At 60.0% G+C, this 14,587-nt stretch carries 17 protein-coding genes; 9 read left to right on the forward strand and 8 right to left on the reverse strand.

The features are described 5' to 3' along the window. The first annotated feature begins 462 nt into the window (after positions 1-462). Both ASG55_RS17610 and ASG55_RS17615 read left to right on the forward strand, forming a co-directional pair. Complete coding sequence (locus ASG55_RS17610) at positions 463-792, forward strand: DUF6124 family protein (RefSeq protein WP_056788718.1); 330 nt, start codon at positions 463-465, stop codon at positions 790-792. 16 nt (positions 793-808) lie between these two features. Then, entirely contained in the window at positions 809-1,075 is a 267-nt protein-coding gene (locus ASG55_RS17615) for a hypothetical protein (RefSeq protein WP_056788721.1), read from the forward strand. 97 nt (positions 1,076-1,172) lie between these two features. Here the strand turns inward: ASG55_RS17615 and ampC are convergent, their stop codons facing one another. Next, the gene (gene ampC / locus ASG55_RS17620; protein ID WP_056788724.1) at positions 1,173-2,339 is read right to left on the reverse strand and encodes a class C beta-lactamase; all 1,167 of its coding nucleotides are present in this window, start codon (positions 2,337-2,339) and stop codon (positions 1,173-1,175) included. A gap of 160 nt (positions 2,340-2,499) precedes the next feature. On the opposite strand from ampC, the gene ASG55_RS17625 reads away from it, so the two are divergent. Next, positions 2,500-3,372, forward strand: coding sequence for a LysR family transcriptional regulator (locus ASG55_RS17625; RefSeq protein WP_056788727.1), 873 nt, complete (start codon positions 2,500-2,502; stop codon positions 3,370-3,372). 129 nt (positions 3,373-3,501) lie between these two features. Here ASG55_RS17625 and gudD read toward each other — a convergent pair whose 3' ends face one another. Further along, positions 3,502-4,845: a glucarate dehydratase gene (gene gudD, locus ASG55_RS17630; RefSeq protein WP_056788730.1), complete on the reverse strand. Its 1,344-nt coding sequence runs from the start codon at positions 4,843-4,845 to the stop codon at positions 3,502-3,504. Positions 4,846-4,870: 25 nt separating this feature from the next. Further along, positions 4,871-6,217, reverse strand: coding sequence for an MFS transporter (locus ASG55_RS17635; protein ID WP_024013478.1), 1,347 nt, complete (start codon positions 6,215-6,217; stop codon positions 4,871-4,873). A 354-nt stretch (positions 6,218-6,571) separates the two neighbouring features. On the opposite strand from ASG55_RS17635, the gene ASG55_RS17640 reads away from it, so the two are divergent. After that, positions 6,572-7,285 (forward strand): FadR/GntR family transcriptional regulator, encoded by a 714-nt coding sequence (locus ASG55_RS17640; protein ID WP_056788733.1) that lies wholly within the window; start codon positions 6,572-6,574, stop codon positions 7,283-7,285. A 91-nt stretch (positions 7,286-7,376) separates the two neighbouring features. Further along, the gene (locus ASG55_RS17645) at positions 7,377-7,607 is read left to right on the forward strand and encodes a hypothetical protein (RefSeq protein ID WP_056788736.1); all 231 of its coding nucleotides are present in this window, start codon (positions 7,377-7,379) and stop codon (positions 7,605-7,607) included. A gap of 159 nt (positions 7,608-7,766) precedes the next feature. Here ASG55_RS17645 and trhP read toward each other — a convergent pair whose 3' ends face one another. After that, positions 7,767-9,095: a prephenate-dependent tRNA uridine(34) hydroxylase TrhP gene (gene trhP, locus ASG55_RS17650; RefSeq protein WP_056788739.1), complete on the reverse strand. Its 1,329-nt coding sequence runs from the start codon at positions 9,093-9,095 to the stop codon at positions 7,767-7,769. A 156-nt stretch (positions 9,096-9,251) separates the two neighbouring features. Between trhP and ASG55_RS17655 the strand changes: the two genes are divergently transcribed. After that, the gene (locus ASG55_RS17655; protein WP_041477173.1) at positions 9,252-10,313 is read left to right on the forward strand and encodes an AI-2E family transporter; all 1,062 of its coding nucleotides are present in this window, start codon (positions 9,252-9,254) and stop codon (positions 10,311-10,313) included. Here the strand turns inward: ASG55_RS17655 and ASG55_RS17660 are convergent. The 3 genes from ASG55_RS17660 to ASG55_RS17670 all read right to left on the reverse strand — a co-directional run bounded on the left by ASG55_RS17660 (position 10,310) and on the right by ASG55_RS17670 (position 11,400). Then, the gene (locus ASG55_RS17660) at positions 10,310-10,492 is read right to left on the reverse strand and encodes a hypothetical protein (RefSeq protein ID WP_041477171.1); all 183 of its coding nucleotides are present in this window, start codon (positions 10,490-10,492) and stop codon (positions 10,310-10,312) included. The two genes, ASG55_RS17655 and ASG55_RS17660, sit on opposite strands and share 4 nt — an antisense overlap. 103 nt (positions 10,493-10,595) lie before the next feature. Then, positions 10,596-10,790 carry a hypothetical protein gene (locus ASG55_RS17665; protein WP_056789862.1) on the reverse strand — a complete coding sequence of 65 codons (195 nt, stop codon included), beginning with the start codon at positions 10,788-10,790 and terminating at the stop codon, positions 10,596-10,598. 229 nt (positions 10,791-11,019) lie between these two features. After that, positions 11,020-11,400, reverse strand: a complete 381-nt coding sequence (locus ASG55_RS17670; RefSeq protein ID WP_024013471.1) for a hypothetical protein — start codon at positions 11,398-11,400, stop codon at positions 11,020-11,022. Positions 11,401-11,643: 243 nt separating this feature from the next. Between ASG55_RS17670 and ASG55_RS17675 the strand changes: the two genes are divergently transcribed. Next, positions 11,644-12,462 (forward strand): shikimate 5-dehydrogenase, encoded by an 819-nt coding sequence (locus ASG55_RS17675; RefSeq protein WP_056788742.1) that lies wholly within the window; start codon positions 11,644-11,646, stop codon positions 12,460-12,462. 187 nt (positions 12,463-12,649) lie between these two features. Beyond that, a complete protein-coding gene (locus tag ASG55_RS17680; RefSeq protein ID WP_056788746.1) occupies positions 12,650-13,168 on the forward strand; it encodes a cupin domain-containing protein in 519 nt (172 codons plus the stop codon). Positions 13,169-13,297: 129 nt separating this feature from the next. On the opposite strand, the gene ASG55_RS17685 is transcribed toward ASG55_RS17680, so the two are convergent. Continuing rightward, positions 13,298-13,942: a YceH family protein gene (locus ASG55_RS17685; RefSeq protein ID WP_041477166.1), complete on the reverse strand. Its 645-nt coding sequence runs from the start codon at positions 13,940-13,942 to the stop codon at positions 13,298-13,300. A 125-nt stretch (positions 13,943-14,067) separates the two neighbouring features. Between ASG55_RS17685 and ASG55_RS17690 the strand changes: the two genes are divergently transcribed. Beyond that, positions 14,068-14,577: a DUF1993 domain-containing protein gene (locus ASG55_RS17690; protein ID WP_041477165.1), complete on the forward strand. Its 510-nt coding sequence runs from the start codon at positions 14,068-14,070 to the stop codon at positions 14,575-14,577. Positions 14,578-14,587: the final 10 nt, after the last annotated feature.

Below are 14,587 nucleotides of genomic sequence, written 5' to 3' on the forward strand. Positions count from 1 at the left end.
TGTCGATATGAAGTTATGCGCATTATGTCATCACCGTCCCCGGATTGAATCGATCAGTGTAGATACAACGAATTTATCCGCTAATCAAAACTCGTTGCAGGGTGTGCCTGCCGAAACGTCTGACGCCAACACCCTTCAAACCCAGTGGATTTTTCCTGCAAGACGCGGCGGCCGTGGTGAACTGGTGCGTTGTGGCGCAGGGGGATAACCTCTTTCGGCCGCTGAAAAACACAGTGGTCGGATGTGGAAGTCCGGTGATTCCCGAGCGCGCATTGCGCCTGTAGACACATGTTGGTGGTTTTTATGCCAACATTGTTTGCTTATGGCAGCTATGCGCAGGAGCACTCTCGAGTGCACCGGGTTCCTCGGGCTTCCCCGGACTTCCACACCTGCGCAAAGCTGCCACCCTCTCGTGGAAGTGAGTTCGGCAGTTTTTTCTTTAAATGTCCCGAGGATTTATTAATGAAAAAACACACTCCAAATCCCCCCGAATCCCCCATGGATTCAAGCTCCGTCGACTCCAATAACCCGCGTCTGCGCCACCCCGGCCAACCCGATCCCATCAGCCACGTTTTCACCATTCTCCCCGACATCGACACGGCGACACTGCTGAGCCATGCCTGCGAAACCCTTGCCTCACTGAACGTACTGACCACCGACCTTGCCTGTGAATTGAGCGGTGCGCAGCGCAGCCTGACGTTGTCGATCCAGCAATTGGCGGTAGTCGGAGAACTGCTGGTCAACCGCGCGCTGGACAATCTCGATTCACCCGCAACGGCGACTCAACATTGAACAGGGAGGTTCTACCATGGCGCGCTACATACCGATCACCGGGATCGACTGCAAGATTCCTTGTCTGCTGATCGACAGCGAAGCCCCCATCGACGTGTTGCACGGCACCGCGGCTTACCGCTTGCGCTGTGTGACGCAGCTGATGGAGAGCCTTTCGCTGGACGAGGGCAAGGGACACGATGCATTGCTGTTGCAGGATTTCGCCCAGGTGCTGGCGATTCCGTTGCGCGATAGCTGTGACTTGATGGATGTCATTGGCTGGCGCTTGCAGGCGCAGCTTTAAGCGCTGAAACGAAAAAGATCGCAGCCTGCGGCGGCTCCTACAGGATCGGGTTTTCACTCGGTCAATGGAGCTGCCGCAGGCTGCGATCTTTTGATCTTTATTCGGTCAACTGACTGAAAATCTCATGCGCAATCTTCACCCGTTCGATGTTCGGGTAATTCTTGTTGGCCAGAATCACGATGCCCATGTCCCGCGACGGCACGAACGCTACATACGCACCAAAGCCCCGCGTAGAACCGCTTTTGTTGAACAGCACATTGGCCGGCTCAGCTTGCGGTGGGGTCAGCCACTCGACTTTGTGAGGTTCCATGGCCATGGGGGTCGAGTTGCCGTTTTGCAGTTTTTCCAAAGTGATCGGGTAGGCGTAGCGTTCCCAGCCCAGGCCTTGGGTCATGTCGCCGACGCGGTAATAACCGATGTGGGTGTTGGCGATGGCTTGGTGCAGATCAGGCGCAAGGCTGGCCGGTTTCAGTTGTGCCTGGACGTAACGCAGCAGGTCGGCGGCGCTGGTTTTGATACCGTAGGCCTCGGCGTCAAGGGCGCCGGGGCTGACGCGCACGGGTTGGTCGGCGCTGTCGTAGCCTTGGGCGTAAAGCTTCGACTGCGCTGACGGCACGCTGAGGAAGGTGTGCTGCAAACCGAGTTTCGGCAGCAGGGATTGGGTCATTGACTGCTCGAACGGTTGGCCGAGGCTTTTCGCCGTCAGGTAGCCGAACAGGCCCAGGCTCGGGTTGGAATACAGGCGATGGCTGCCGGCGGGAAATTGCGGTTTCCACTGTTGGTAATAGCCGAGCATCTTGTCGGAAGAATCCGCCTCGGCAGGAAATTGCAGCGGCAGACCGCCAGCACTGTAGGTGCCCAGTTGCAGCACGCTGATGTTGTCGAAGGCGCTGCCCTTGAGCTCAGGCCAGAGCTGGCTGGCCTTGCTCGACAGGTCGAGTTTGCCGGTGGCCTGGGCGTAACCGGCGAGGGTGGCGGTGAAGGTTTTACTCACCGAGCCGACTTCGAAGAGGGTGTTTTCACTGACTTTTTGCCCGGTGTCTTTGGCAGCGACTCCGTAATTAAAGTAATGCACCTTGTCGTTCAGGGTGATCGCCACGGTCATCCCGGGGATGTTGTTTTGTTGCATCACTGGGGTGACGGCTTGGCTGACCAGTGCCTGCAATTGCCCATCGGTCGGCGTCGCGGCATGGCAGGCAACGCTGCCGAAGAACAGTGCGAAAGCGCTGTAGGAAAAGACCTTGCTCGGTTTGAAGGAACACATGAGTGAATCACTCTCCATGAGTGTCGTTTGTTGTATCCCGCTACACTGCGGGTGATTTTTTCATCGGGCGGCTGATCAGCGCGGTTAATTTAGGCACTTTGCCGACCTTCGACAAACGATGAAAACTCGCACGAAGCCTTAGAAAAATTTGGGACAACCCATGATTCGACCGCAACTGCCGCTCAACGCTCTGCGCGCGTTTGAAGCCTCGGCACGTCATCTGAGCTTCACCCGCGCCGCCGTCGAACTGTGCGTAACGCAGGCAGCGGTCAGCCATCAGGTCAAAAGCCTGGAAGCGCAGCTCAACCTGACCCTGTTCAAACGCCTGCCCCGTGGGCTGATGCTGACCAGTGAGGGCGAAACCTTGCTGCCGGTGCTCAGCACCTCATTCGACCACATTGCGCAGATGCTCGAGCGTCTGGCTGGTGGGCAGTATCGCGACATGTTGACGGTCGGCGCGGTGGGCACGTTTGCCGTGGGCTGGCTGTTGCCGAGGCTGGCGGACTTTCGGGCGAAATATCCGCTGATCGATTTACGCCTGTCGACCCACAACAACCGGGTCGATGTGGCGGCGGAAGGGCTGGATTACGCGATTCGGTTCGGCGCTGGCGCCTGGCATGGCATTGAGGCGACACGCTTGCTCGATGCGCCGTTGTCGGTGTTATGCGTGCCGGAGATTGCCCGGCAACTGCACGCGCCGGCGGACCTGTTGCAGCAGACCTTGCTGCGTTCCTATCGCACTGATGAATGGCCGCAGTGGTTTCAGGCGGCGGGCCTGGCGACCCAGGCTGCGCCACCGCAAAGCATCGTCTTCGACTCTTCACTGGCGATGATGGAAACGGCGTTGCAGGGCGGCGGCGTGGCGTTGGCACCACCGCTGATGTTCGCCCGGCAACTGGCGGCTGATGCGATTTGCCAGCCGTTCGCGATCGAGATCACCACCGGCAGTTACTGGCTGACGCGGTTGCAGTCGCGAGCGGAAACGGCGGCGATGAACGCGTTCAAGGCGTGGTTACTGCAAGTTTCTGCCTGACACAAACCCCCCCCTTGTGGGAGCGAGCCTGCTCGCGAAAGCGGTGCATCAGCGACAGCACTATCGACTGACCTGACGCCTTCGCGAGCAGGCTCGCTCCCACAATTGAAATCAGCGGCGCCTGCTGGATCACCGCACCAGACACGGCCGTTTGTTATCGAATTTCCACCCCGGAATCAGGAACTGCATCGCCACGCTGTCATCCCGCGCGCCGAGGCCCATGCCTTTGTACAGTTCGTGGGCCTTGGCCACTTGATCCAGATCCAGCTCCACGCCCAGTCCCGGTTTCTGCGGCACTTGCACGCAGCCGTCGACAATTTGCAGCGGTGCCTTGGTCAGGCGCTGGCCGTCCTGCCAGATCCAATGGGTGTCGATGGCCGTGATCTCGCCCGGTGCCGCAGCGGCGACGTGGGTAAACATCGCCAGAGAGATATCGAAGTGGTTGTTGGAATGCGAACCCCAGGTCAGGCCCCATTCGTGGCACATCTGCGCGACGCGCACCGAACCCTGCATGGTCCAGAAGTGCGGGTCGGCCAGCGGGATGTCCACTGACTGCAACTGAATCGCGTGGCCCATTTCGCGCCAGTCGGTGGCGATCATGTTGGTCGCGGTTTTCAGCCCGGTGGCGCGGCGGAATTCAGCCATGACTTCGCGACCGGAATAGCCGTTTTCCGCGCCGCACGGGTCTTCGGCGTAGGCGAGTACGTGATGCTGATCGCGGCATAGACGAATCGCCTCTTTCAATGACCATGCACCGTTCGGGTCGAGGGTAATCCGCGCGTCGGGGAAGCGCTCGGCCAGTGCCGTGACCGCTTCGATTTCGGCATCGCCACTGAGTACGCCGCCCTTGAGTTTGAAATCCTTGAAGCCGTACTTGGCGTGCGCCGCCTCCGCCAGACGCACGACCGCTTCGGCGGTCATGGCTTTCTCGTGGCGCACGCGGAACCAGTCGTTGTCGGCGTCCGGTTCGCTGCGGTAGGCGAGATCGGTTTCGTGTTGATCGCCGACGTAGAACAGATAACCGAGCATCTTCACTTCGTCGCGTTGCTGACCTTCACCGAGCAGCGCCGCCACCGGCACGTCCAGATGTTGGCCGAGCAGGTCGAGGAGGGCGGCTTCCAGGCCGGTGACCGCGTGAATGGTGATGCGCAGGTCGAATGTCTGCAGACCACGGCCGCCGGCATCGCGGTCGGCGAAGGTCTGGCGCACCTGATTGAGAATTTTCTGGTAAGTGCCGATCGGGCTGCCGACCACCAGGCTGCGCGCGTCTTCGAGGGTCTGGCGAATGCGCTCGCCACCGGGCACTTCGCCGACGCCGGTATGGCCGGCGTTGTCCTTGAGGATGACGATGTTGCGGGTGAAAAACGGCCCGTGGGCGCCGCTCAGGTTGAGCAGCATGCCGTCGTGACCGGCCACCGGAATGACCTGCATGTCGGTGATGATCGGAGCTTTGGCGGTGTCGTGAACAGTCATTATTGTTTTCCTTGTCGAGACGAAGTCAGGCGTGTTTCGGCGCGGCGTCGGCCACAGCCTTTTCTGCAGCGGGTTTCGGCGTGGTGCGCGCGGCGAAGACGATGATTGCGGCGATGATCGAGGTCGCGGCCAGACCATAGAGGCCGCCCTGAATCGAGCCGGTGTGTTGTTCGAGCAGGCCGAAGGTGGTTGGCGCGACGAAGCCGCCGAGGTTGCCCACCGAGTTGATCAGCGCGATTACTGCCGCCGCAATGCGTGCATCCAGATAAGCCTGGGGAATCGGCCAAAACAGCGACGAGGCGGATTTGAAACCCAGCGCCGCAAAGCAGATCGCGACGAAGGCAAAGATCGGCCCGCCAGTGGTGGACATGAACATCCCCGCTGCGGCGATCAACAGGGCGGTGGCGACCCAAGCTTGTTGATGTTTCCACTTCGCCGACAGCGAGGCGAAGGCGTACATGCCGACGATCGACAGCAACCATGGAATCGAGTTGAACAGGCCGACCTGCACGTCGCTGAGTTCGCCCATCTTCTTGATGATGCTCGGCAGCCAGAAGGTCGCGGCGTAGATAGTCAGTTGAATGAAGAAGTAGATCAGGCAGAACAGAATGATCTGCCGGTCCTTGAGCAGTTTGCCCAGCGACGGCCGGATCGGCGTCGCGGCTTCGCGGGCCTTTTGCTCGTCGTCGATGGCGCTGACCAGTGCATCCTGTTCGGCGCGGCTCAGCCATTTCGCGTCGTGGGGTTTGGCGTCCAGCCAGAACCAGACGAAGACGCACAGGCACACCGAGAACATCCCCTCGATGAAGTACATCCACTGCCAGCCGTGCATGCCCAGTCCGTTGATCTGCAGGAGCAGGCCGGACAGCGGACCGGAGATCAGCGAGGCCACGGCCGAGCCGCTGAGGAAGATCGCGATCGCCTTGCCGCGCTCGACGCCAGGCAGCCAACGGGTGAAGTAATAAATCACCCCGGGAAAGAACCCGGCCTCGGCGACACCGAGCAGGAAACGCAGGATATAGAAGTGGGTTTCGTTCTGGATGAAGGCCATGCAGGCCGCGACTATGCCCCAGGTGAACATGATGCGGGTCAGCCAGATGCGTGCGCCGACTTTCTGCAAAAGCATGTTGGACGGCACTTCGAACAGCGCGTAACCGATAAAGAACAGCCCGGCGCCGAAGCCATAGGCGGCAGCACCAATGCCCAGATCGGTTTCCATGTGGGTGCGGACGAAGCCGATGTTCACCCGGTCAATGTAATTGACGATGAACATGATCACGAAGAGCGGCAGGACATGGCGTTTGACTTTGGATATGGCAGAGGCGAGCGTCGGATCGACGCTGTCCTGCATCCCGGAGATGGAGGTTTTCACTGATGTTTCTCCCACTGATTATTTTTATGCGGGTAGGACTGGGTGCTGCGTTGTTGCTAGACATCATACAACTGTAATTTTTTGTCCTACAAGTGGGGAGGGCGATCAAATTCTTCTGATTGTTCGGTTTTTTATGCGAAAACCGGATTCTAGCTCGTATTCATTGAACATTTCGCCAGTCGAGCGCAGCGCCTTTTTGAGATATGAATGATGATGCGTGATGGCTGGCTATCGAAAATATTCGAGGTAATGGAGTGTTGTCATACAAGCTGACGACCCATCGACCGCTAAAATCCATCTCAACCGTCATCCCGCAGTGCTACGATCGGCAAGCCCCGATCACCGGAACCGATCATGCAAGAAGACCTCGACGCGCCCGCGCGCAAACGCACGCACAACCTCGCTCATGACCTGGTGGAAAAGCTCACCCAGAGCATCCTGCTCGGACAACTGTCGCCCGGTGACAAGCTGCCTTCGGAGAACTCCATCGTGCAGGAGCACGGGGTCAGCCGCACGGTGGTGCGCGAGGCGATCTCCAAGTTGCAGGCCTCGGGGCTGGTGGAGACGCGCCATGGCATCGGCACTTTCGTCATCGAGCGTGCAGCGGAGCAGGGCCTGCGCCTGAACGTCGATACGGCGCTCGGCGTGCGCAGCATTCTCGAATTGCGCATGGGCCTGGAGACGCAAGCGGCGGCGCTGGCGGCGCAGCGGCGCAGTGAGCAGCAGGTGCAGCAGATGCGTCAGGCGCTGGATGACTATCAACGGCTGCTGGCGAACAACGACAGCTGCGTGGAGGCCGATCGGCGTTTTCATCTGCTGATCGCCGAGGCCACCGGCAACGCTTGTTTCAGCGAGATCATGCAGCACCTGGGCAGTGCGATGATCCCGCGCAATCGCCTGAATGCCGCCGAGCGCGGCGCGGCGGATCTGAGCAAGCTCGGCCACTTGGCCAATCTGGAACACGAGGCGATTCTGAATGCGATCAAGCGTCAGGACGCCGATGCCGCCCGTGCCGCGATGTGGTTGCACCTGACCAACAGTCGCGATCGCTTTACCGCCCAAGGCTGATGCCGCTGGTCTGATCTACCGCACGCCCTTAGCACCCGCGCTTCCAAGTAATAGGCCCCGGATAATCCGGGCCAGTATTGTGAGGTGCAGCATGGCTGATGACTCGCTTGTTCCCCGTGGCATGGCGCCCACCGGGCAGACCCGCCCTGTATCCGGCACTGACGAGCCGACCCTGAGCGATCACGACGCACCGCCGGGCATGGATCCGGGCCGCGACCCATTGAGCGATGCCGACCGGCCGGATGACTGGAAGGATCCGCCGGATGACGACAATGTACCGCCGGCGGACGAGCCGACGCCGTTGTCGGATGATTTGCGCTGAGGTCTGGATTATTCATTGAGTGGGCCGGCCTCTTCGCGAGCAGGCTCGCTCTCACAGTGGATGACACAAACTCCCTGTGGGAGCGAGCCTGCTCGCGAAGACGGCATCGGCTTCGCAGCAAATTACGGCCATGCTGCGAGTGCCAGACAAGATCGCCAGTCAACCAACACGCAAATCCCGCATCAACAACCCAAAGCGCAAATCCACCGCATCCGGAATCGGCACGTACACCGTATGCCCGTCCCCCGGCGCCACTTCGATCGCTTGCCCGCTGACACTCTGCAACTCATGCAGATCAAAATGGAAATTGCCCTTGGGCGTCATCAGTTCCAGATGATCGCCCACGGCAAAACGATTCTTCACTTTTACTTCGGCCAGGCGATCCCGGCGCTCGCCGGTCAGCTCGCCAACGAACTGCTGCCGCTCCGACACCGAACTGCCGTGTTGATAATTCTGATATTCGTCGTGCACATGTCGGCGCAGAAAACCTTCGGTGTAGCCGCGCTGGGCCAGCGATTCCAGATCCAGCATCAGGCTGCGATCGAACTCGCGCCCGGCCACGGCATCATCGATCGCCCGGCGATATACCTGGGTGGTGCGTGCGCAGTAGAAATGCGATTTGGTCCGGCCTTCGATTTTCAAGGAGTGCACGCCCATGCGCGTCAGCCGCTCGACATGCTGCACCGCGCGCAGGTCCTTGGCGTTCATGATGTAGGTGCCGTGTTCGTCTTCGAACGCCGGCATCAATTCGTCGGGGCGATTGGCTTCCTGGAGCAGGAAGACTTGATCGGTCGGTGCGCCGAGACCCAGCGTCGGCTCGGGTTCAAAGGTCTGGACGATCTCGCCGAGCTGGTTTTCCGTCGCTTCTTGCGCCGTGTACTTCCAGCGGCAGGCGTTGGTGCAGGTGCCCTGATTGGCATCGCGCTTGTTCATGTAACCGGAAAGCAGGCAGCGCCCGGAATAGGCCATGCACAGCGCGCCGTGCACGAACACTTCCAGCTCCATGCCCGGCACCTGCTCGCGGATTTCACCGATTTCTTCGAGCGAGAGTTCGCGCGACAGGATGATCCGGCTCAGCCCCTGTTGCTGCCAGAACTCGACGCTCGCCCAATTCACCGTGTTGGCCTGCACCGACAGGTGAATCGGCATTTGCGGAAAATGCCGGCGCACCAGCATGATCAGGCCCGGGTCGGACATGATCAGCGCATCCGGGGCCATCTCGATCACTGGCGCCAGATCTTTGAGAAACGTCTTCAGCTTGGCGTTGTGCGGGGCGATGTTGACCACGACGTAGAAGCGCTTGCCCTGCGCCTGCGCCTCACGGATGCCCAGCGCCAGGTTGGCATGATCGAACTCGTTGTTGCGCACCCGCAGGCTGTAGCGCGGCTGGCCGGCGTAGACCGCATCGGCGCCGTAGGCGAAGGCGTAGCGCATGTTTTTCAGGGTGCCGGCGGGGGCGAGAAGCTCGGGGGCGATGAGAGTTGGCATTTGGATGTCGGTCGCAAAAGCCGCGCAGGGTAGGGCAGCTGTTGCGAGGGTTCATTGATCTGGATCTATGCTCCATGAATAAACATGGCACTCGCGCGCTCGGCGGCTGACTAAGTGGGGCGGGCGTGCGTGACGCCTGACTGACATGGACCGGATATGAACGAAAAGAGTCTGCAATTCAAATCCCTGACAGTGCTGCTGGTGCTGGTCACGGTGGCCTTTATCTGGATTCTGCTGCCGTTCTACGGCGCGGTATTCTGGGCTGTCATCCTCGGCATTCTGTTTGCGCCGGTACAGCGCAGGTTGCAGCAGAAGTTCGGCTGGCAACGCAACGTGACGTCGCTGTGCACCTTGAGCCTGTGCCTGGTGGTCGCGATTCTACCGGTGATCATCGTCAGCATCCTGCTGGTGCAGGAAGGCGCGACTGTCTACAAGAACATCGAAAGTGGCGAGCTGGACATCGCTGCGTATCTGGCGCAGTTCAAGCACAGCCTGCCGCCGTACTTTCAGCACTTGCTCGACCGCTTTGGCATGGGCGAACTCGACAGCTTGCGCGAGAAGATCGTCAAAGCGGCGATGCAGGGCAGCCAGGCGCTGGCGACTCAGGCGTTCAGTTTCGGTCAGGGCACGTTCGAATTCGTGGTGAGCTTTTTCATCATGCTGTATCTGCTGTTTTTCTTTCTGCGTGACGGCCCCGAGCTGGCGCGCAAGATGCGCACTGCCGTGCCGCTGGAAGAAAACCACAAGCGCCGCCTGCAACTGAAGTTCAACCGCGTGGTGCGCGCGACAGTCAAAGGCAACGTGGTGGTGGCCGTGACCCAAGGTGCGCTGGGCGGGCTGATTTTCTGGTTTCTCGACATTCCCAGCGCATTGCTCTGGGCGGTACTGATGGCGTTTCTGTCGCTGTTGCCAGCGGTGGGCGCGGGGATTGTCTGGGCGCCGGTGGCGGTGTACTTCCTGCTCAGCGGCATGATCTGGCAGGGTGTGGTGCTGGGCTTGTTCGGGGTATTCGTGATCGGCCTGGTCGATAACGTGCTGCGCCCGATTCTGGTGGGCAAGGATACGAAGATGCCCGATTACCTGATTCTGGTTTCCACCCTCGGCGGCCTCGCGGTCTTCGGCCTCAACGGCTTTGTGATCGGGCCGCTGATTGCCGCATTGTTCCTGTCGAGCTGGGCGCTGTTCGTCGAGACCAAGCCCAAGGTGCAACTGCCTTAAGCATGAAATGTGCTGCTGGCGACCTGTTGCGACAAGGCCTGCGCTGCTGGTAACGAGGTGAGCGGGCCGCTGATCGGCTCGCCATCGCGCACCAGATACCAGCAAGCGAGCAAACCGGATGCACGCAGCGAAGCGGGAACTGCGCTGCCGATGACCGACATGATTTGAACCTGTGCCATGGGAAAACCTCCATCAAACTGATGGGGCTACCTTAGGGATTTGCCGGCACGACGGACAATCAACGCTTTCGATAGTGGTCATTGATGCCAGTGAGGTCTGGCGTCATTCGACCACTTGATCGAGCATGTGCATGACTTCGCGCTCATTGAGCAGGCCCTTGTGCACGAGGTTTTCGGCGAGCAGGGACAGCAGCTTGGCGCAGCGATGGCCTTCCAGGTGCTTGAGCTCGGTGAGCGCGCTGTACACCTTGTTCGAGGTGCACAGACCGACGATGCGGTGCGGGTTTTGTGTGGGCATACAGTCGTCCTTGTTGTTATCGATCTGTTGTTTGCGGACGGATTCAGATTGCGGTTCCGTCATGACAAAGCGGTGACCGTTTGATGAAAAAAGCCCGACGGTCGATTCCATCATGCCGACTTTAGCTGCTCAAACTGTTCTCACAGCGACCTTGGCGAGATTTTTTCAGACGTTGGCCGACCAGTGGTCATAAAAAAGCCCCGCTTGAAAACGGGGCTCTGTGTTGCGCTTACCAGCGTGGACCGCCGTAGTAGCCATGCGGGCCGCCGTAGTAGCCGTGGGGGCGACCGTAATAACCACGAGGCGGGCCGTAATAGACGGGGGCCGGCTGCACGTAGACCGGTTGTTGTACATACACCGGCGCCGGCTGGTAATAGACCGGTGGCGGCGGTTGCTGCACGTAGACCGGTTGCGGCTGTACATAAACCGGCTGCTGCTGCACGTACACCGGCCGATCCTGGTTGATCAGTGCCGAGCCGATGATGGCCGAGCCGACGATCGCGCCAAACACTGCAGGGCCCTGCCAGCCATGGCCACCACCCGCTTCAGCCTGGCCGGTGACGGCAAGTGCGCCAATCAACAAAGCCATGATGGGAAGTTTACGAATCATGATAAGTCCTCGGTTCTTCGACCCGGCGCCGCGGCCTGAATCAGGCCCACAGTTGTCGCGGGGATACAGCTAAGACAGCAAATTTGCGAAATTCAGCACAGCCGCTGGGTAAATTTTGTGTAAGGTCTGTACCGGCTTCTTTACCCGGCTACGCGGCGCCACAAACAAGCCCAAATGATGATTCAGAACCCGGTGGGCTGGCCAATCCCGTCCATCCGAAAGTGCGTTTGAAGGAGAAGTTTCATGCAGATGAACCCGAACAAAGACACCCAATTGTGCATGTCCCTGTCCGGGCGGCCGGGGAATTTCGGTCTGCGTTTTCACAACCATTTGTATGAACAGCTGGGCCTGAACTTCTACTACAAGGCGTTCAGCAGCCAGGACCTGACCGGCGCGGTCGGCGGCATCCGGGCACTGGGCATTCGTGGCTGCGGCGTGTCGATGCCGTTCAAGGAAGCCTGCATTGCGCTGGTCGATGAGCTGGATGCGTCGGCGGCGGCGATCCAGTCGATCAACACCATCGTCAACACTGGCGGCCACCTCAAGGCCTACAACACCGATTACATCGCCGTCGCGCAATTGCTGGAGAGCCACGCGGTGCCGAAGGATTCCACCTTCGCCCTGCGTGGCAGCGGCGGAATGGCCAAAGCGGTGGCCAGCGCCCTGCGCGATGGTGGCTACAAGAACGGTTTGATTGTCGCCCGTAACGAGCGGGCCGGCCGCGCCCTGGCGGATTCGCTGGGTTATCGCTGGCAGGCCGAGCTGGGTGACGAGCGCCCTCAGATGCTGATCAATGTCACCCCGGTAGGCATGGACGGCGGGCCGGAGGCGGGGCAACTGGCGTTCGATCCTGAAGTGATCAAAGCGGCTGAGACTGTATTCGACGTGGTGGCGATCCCTTCGGAGACGCCGCTGATTGTGCGGGCGCGGGCCGAGGGCAAGCGAGTGATTACCGGGCTTGAGGTGATTGCGATTCAGGCGCTGGAGCAATTTGTCCTGTACACCGGGGTGCGCCCGAATGAGGCGCAGTTTGCGGCGGCGGTGGATTTTGCGCGTAGCTGATTGATCTTTTAGTGGCTGGGCTGGCCTCTTCGCGAGCAGGCTCGCTCCCACAGGTTGAGCTGGAATGCGATTGAATGTGGGAGCGAGCCTGCTCGCGAAGGCGGCGCTGCGGTTCTGGATCACTATCTATAATCCTCGCCAGCACGCACAGATGTGCCCACCACAAAAACCATAACCGAGGCCGCCCATGCATCCGCCCATCCTCAATCTCAACGAGGTCGAACTCGAAGCCCTTCCCGAAGCCCTGGCCCCTGAAGGCGACACCGCCGGGCGTTATCAGCAGCGTATCGCGCGGATCGGTCAGCAACTGGGTGCGCAGAAACTCGGTTATCGCCTGTATGCGCTGCCAGCGGGCATGCGCGGCAGTCCGTTCCACAGCCATCGGGTCAATGAGGAGATGTTCTACGTGGTGGCCGGGGAGGGCGAGGTACGCCTGGGAGGCGAGCGTTTTCCGATCCGCGCCGGTGATGTGATCGCCTGCCCACCGGGCGGACCGGAGAAGGCACATCAGATCATCAATACCAGCGCGGGCGAACTGCGTTATCTGGCGGTGAGCACTCAGCAGCAGCCGGAGATCTGCGAGTATCCGGACTCGAACAAGTATGCGGTGATGGATAATTTCGCGGTGGATGCCGACGGCAATGCCTCGGGTTTTGTCGCTGTCGCGCGGCAGGTGGATGGGGTGGATTATTGGGACGGGGAATAAAATCTGAAATTTGCGGATGCCCCCCTGTGGGAGCGAGCCTGTTCGCGAAGGCGGCGGGTCATTCAACATCGTGGTGACTGACACTGCGCTTTCGCGAGCAGGCTCGCTCTCACAAGGGCTTTGCGGTGGTTATTCGAGGCGGGCCAGGCGTTCTTCCAGTGCGGCGATCCGCGCTTCCAGTTCTTCGATACGCTCCAGGGAAACACCAGCGCTCGAGCGCTCCCCAGGATTTTGCCGCGCCGCCAATATCGCCTCGATATCCGCCGGATCGCCCAAGGCGTGGGTGTAGCGATCCTCACGCTGCCCGGCCTGACGCGGAATCAATACCGCCAGACCGCGTGCGATCAGCCGTTCAAGCTGATGAACCACCTGCTCGGCGTCCTCGAACTCGTGCATGCGTCCGCTGCGGGTCAGCAGTTCGTTGACGGTCTGCGGACCGCGCAGAAACATCAAACCCGTCAGAATCACCTGTGCTGGCACCAGTTCCAGCGCCTTGTCGACCTTGTGCTCCCAGCGGTCGGCACGGCTGCCCATCACCAGCCGGGTGAAACCTCGACCTTCCAGCGCCCGCAGGCTCTGCCCGACCTGACCCTGATTGAGGTTCATCACCGGCTCGCGACTGGTTTTCTGATTGCAGGCCAGCACCAGCGCGTTGAGGGTCAGCGGATAGGTTTCCGGGCTGGTGGCCTGTTTTTCGATCAGCGCACCGAGAATGCGGATTTCCGTGGCATTTAACCGTGGCTGTTCGGAGGTGGATTCTTGTTCGTTGCTCATCGCGCGTTCCCTCTGCAGTCGAAGCCGCCTAGCCTAATCCTTGCCAAACAAAAGGCAAGCCGTGTGCTCATCAAGCATGGCTATAATCGCCACCACGTATTACCCAGCCATCACATGAGACTGCCATGACCATTTCACTGTACGCCGCATCCGTCCCGGTTTTTCAACAAATGCTCAACGCCCTGAGCGATGTGCTGAAAAAGGCCGAAGCCCACGCCAGCGCGAAAAACATCGACCAGAGCGTCTTCCTGCAAGCGCGTCTGTACCCGGACATGTTCCCGCTGGTGCGTCAGGTGCAGATCGCCGTGGATTTCGCCAAAGGCGTGTCGGCGCGTCTGGCCGAAGTCGAACTGCCGAAGTACGACGACACTGAAACTACCTTTGCCGAACTGCAAGCGCTGATCACCAAGGTTCTGGCCTTCATTGGCGAGATCAAGCCAGAGCAGATCGACGGCAAGGAAGGCATCGAAATCGTGACCCGTCCGGGCACGCCGAAGGAGAAGCGCTTCAGTGGTCAGGCGTATCTGCTGACTTACGGCTTGCCGCAGTTCTTCTTCCACGTCACCACCACCTACGCGCTGCTGCGTCATAACGGCGTTGAAGTGGGCAAGCGCGATTACATGGGCGCGTTCTAAACGCCCGGAT

It is taken from the genome of Pseudomonas sp. Leaf434 (assembly GCF_001425545.1).
Lineage (GTDB): Bacteria > Pseudomonadota > Gammaproteobacteria > Pseudomonadales > Pseudomonadaceae > Aquipseudomonas > Aquipseudomonas siliginis.

Bases quoted from the DNA above. Each gene is read 5' to 3' on its own strand.
- ASG55_RS17675 (WP_056788742.1), top strand. From the start codon at position 11,644: ATGCAGATGAACCCGAACAAAGACACCCAATTGTGCATGTCCCTGTCC.
- ASG55_RS17610 (WP_056788718.1), top strand. From the start codon at position 463: ATGAAAAAACACACTCCAAATCCCCCCGAATCCCCCATGGATTCAAGC.
- ASG55_RS17615 (WP_056788721.1), top strand. From the start codon at position 809: ATGGCGCGCTACATACCGATCACCGGGATCGACTGCAAGATTCCTTGT.
- ASG55_RS17640 (WP_056788733.1), top strand. From the start codon at position 6,572: ATGCAAGAAGACCTCGACGCGCCCGCGCGCAAACGCACGCACAACCTC.
- ASG55_RS17665 (WP_056789862.1), bottom strand. From the start codon at position 10,790: ATGCCCACACAAAACCCGCACCGCATCGTCGGTCTGTGCACCTCGAAC.
- ASG55_RS17680 (WP_056788746.1), top strand. From the start codon at position 12,650: ATGCATCCGCCCATCCTCAATCTCAACGAGGTCGAACTCGAAGCCCTT.
- gudD (WP_056788730.1), bottom strand. From the start codon at position 4,845: ATGACTGTTCACGACACCGCCAAAGCTCCGATCATCACCGACATGCAG.
- trhP (WP_056788739.1), bottom strand. From the start codon at position 9,095: ATGCCAACTCTCATCGCCCCCGAGCTTCTCGCCCCCGCCGGCACCCTG.
- ASG55_RS17655 (WP_041477173.1), top strand. From the start codon at position 9,252: ATGAACGAAAAGAGTCTGCAATTCAAATCCCTGACAGTGCTGCTGGTG.
- ASG55_RS17660 (WP_041477171.1), bottom strand. From the start codon at position 10,492: ATGGCACAGGTTCAAATCATGTCGGTCATCGGCAGCGCAGTTCCCGCT.
- ASG55_RS17685 (WP_041477166.1), bottom strand. From the start codon at position 13,942: ATGAGCAACGAACAAGAATCCACCTCCGAACAGCCACGGTTAAATGCC.
- ampC (WP_056788724.1), bottom strand. From the start codon at position 2,339: ATGTGTTCCTTCAAACCGAGCAAGGTCTTTTCCTACAGCGCTTTCGCA.
- ASG55_RS17625 (WP_056788727.1), top strand. From the start codon at position 2,500: ATGATTCGACCGCAACTGCCGCTCAACGCTCTGCGCGCGTTTGAAGCC.
- ASG55_RS17690 (WP_041477165.1), top strand. From the start codon at position 14,068: ATGACCATTTCACTGTACGCCGCATCCGTCCCGGTTTTTCAACAAATG.
- ASG55_RS17645 (WP_056788736.1), top strand. From the start codon at position 7,377: ATGGCTGATGACTCGCTTGTTCCCCGTGGCATGGCGCCCACCGGGCAG.
- ASG55_RS17670 (WP_024013471.1), bottom strand. From the start codon at position 11,400: ATGATTCGTAAACTTCCCATCATGGCTTTGTTGATTGGCGCACTTGCC.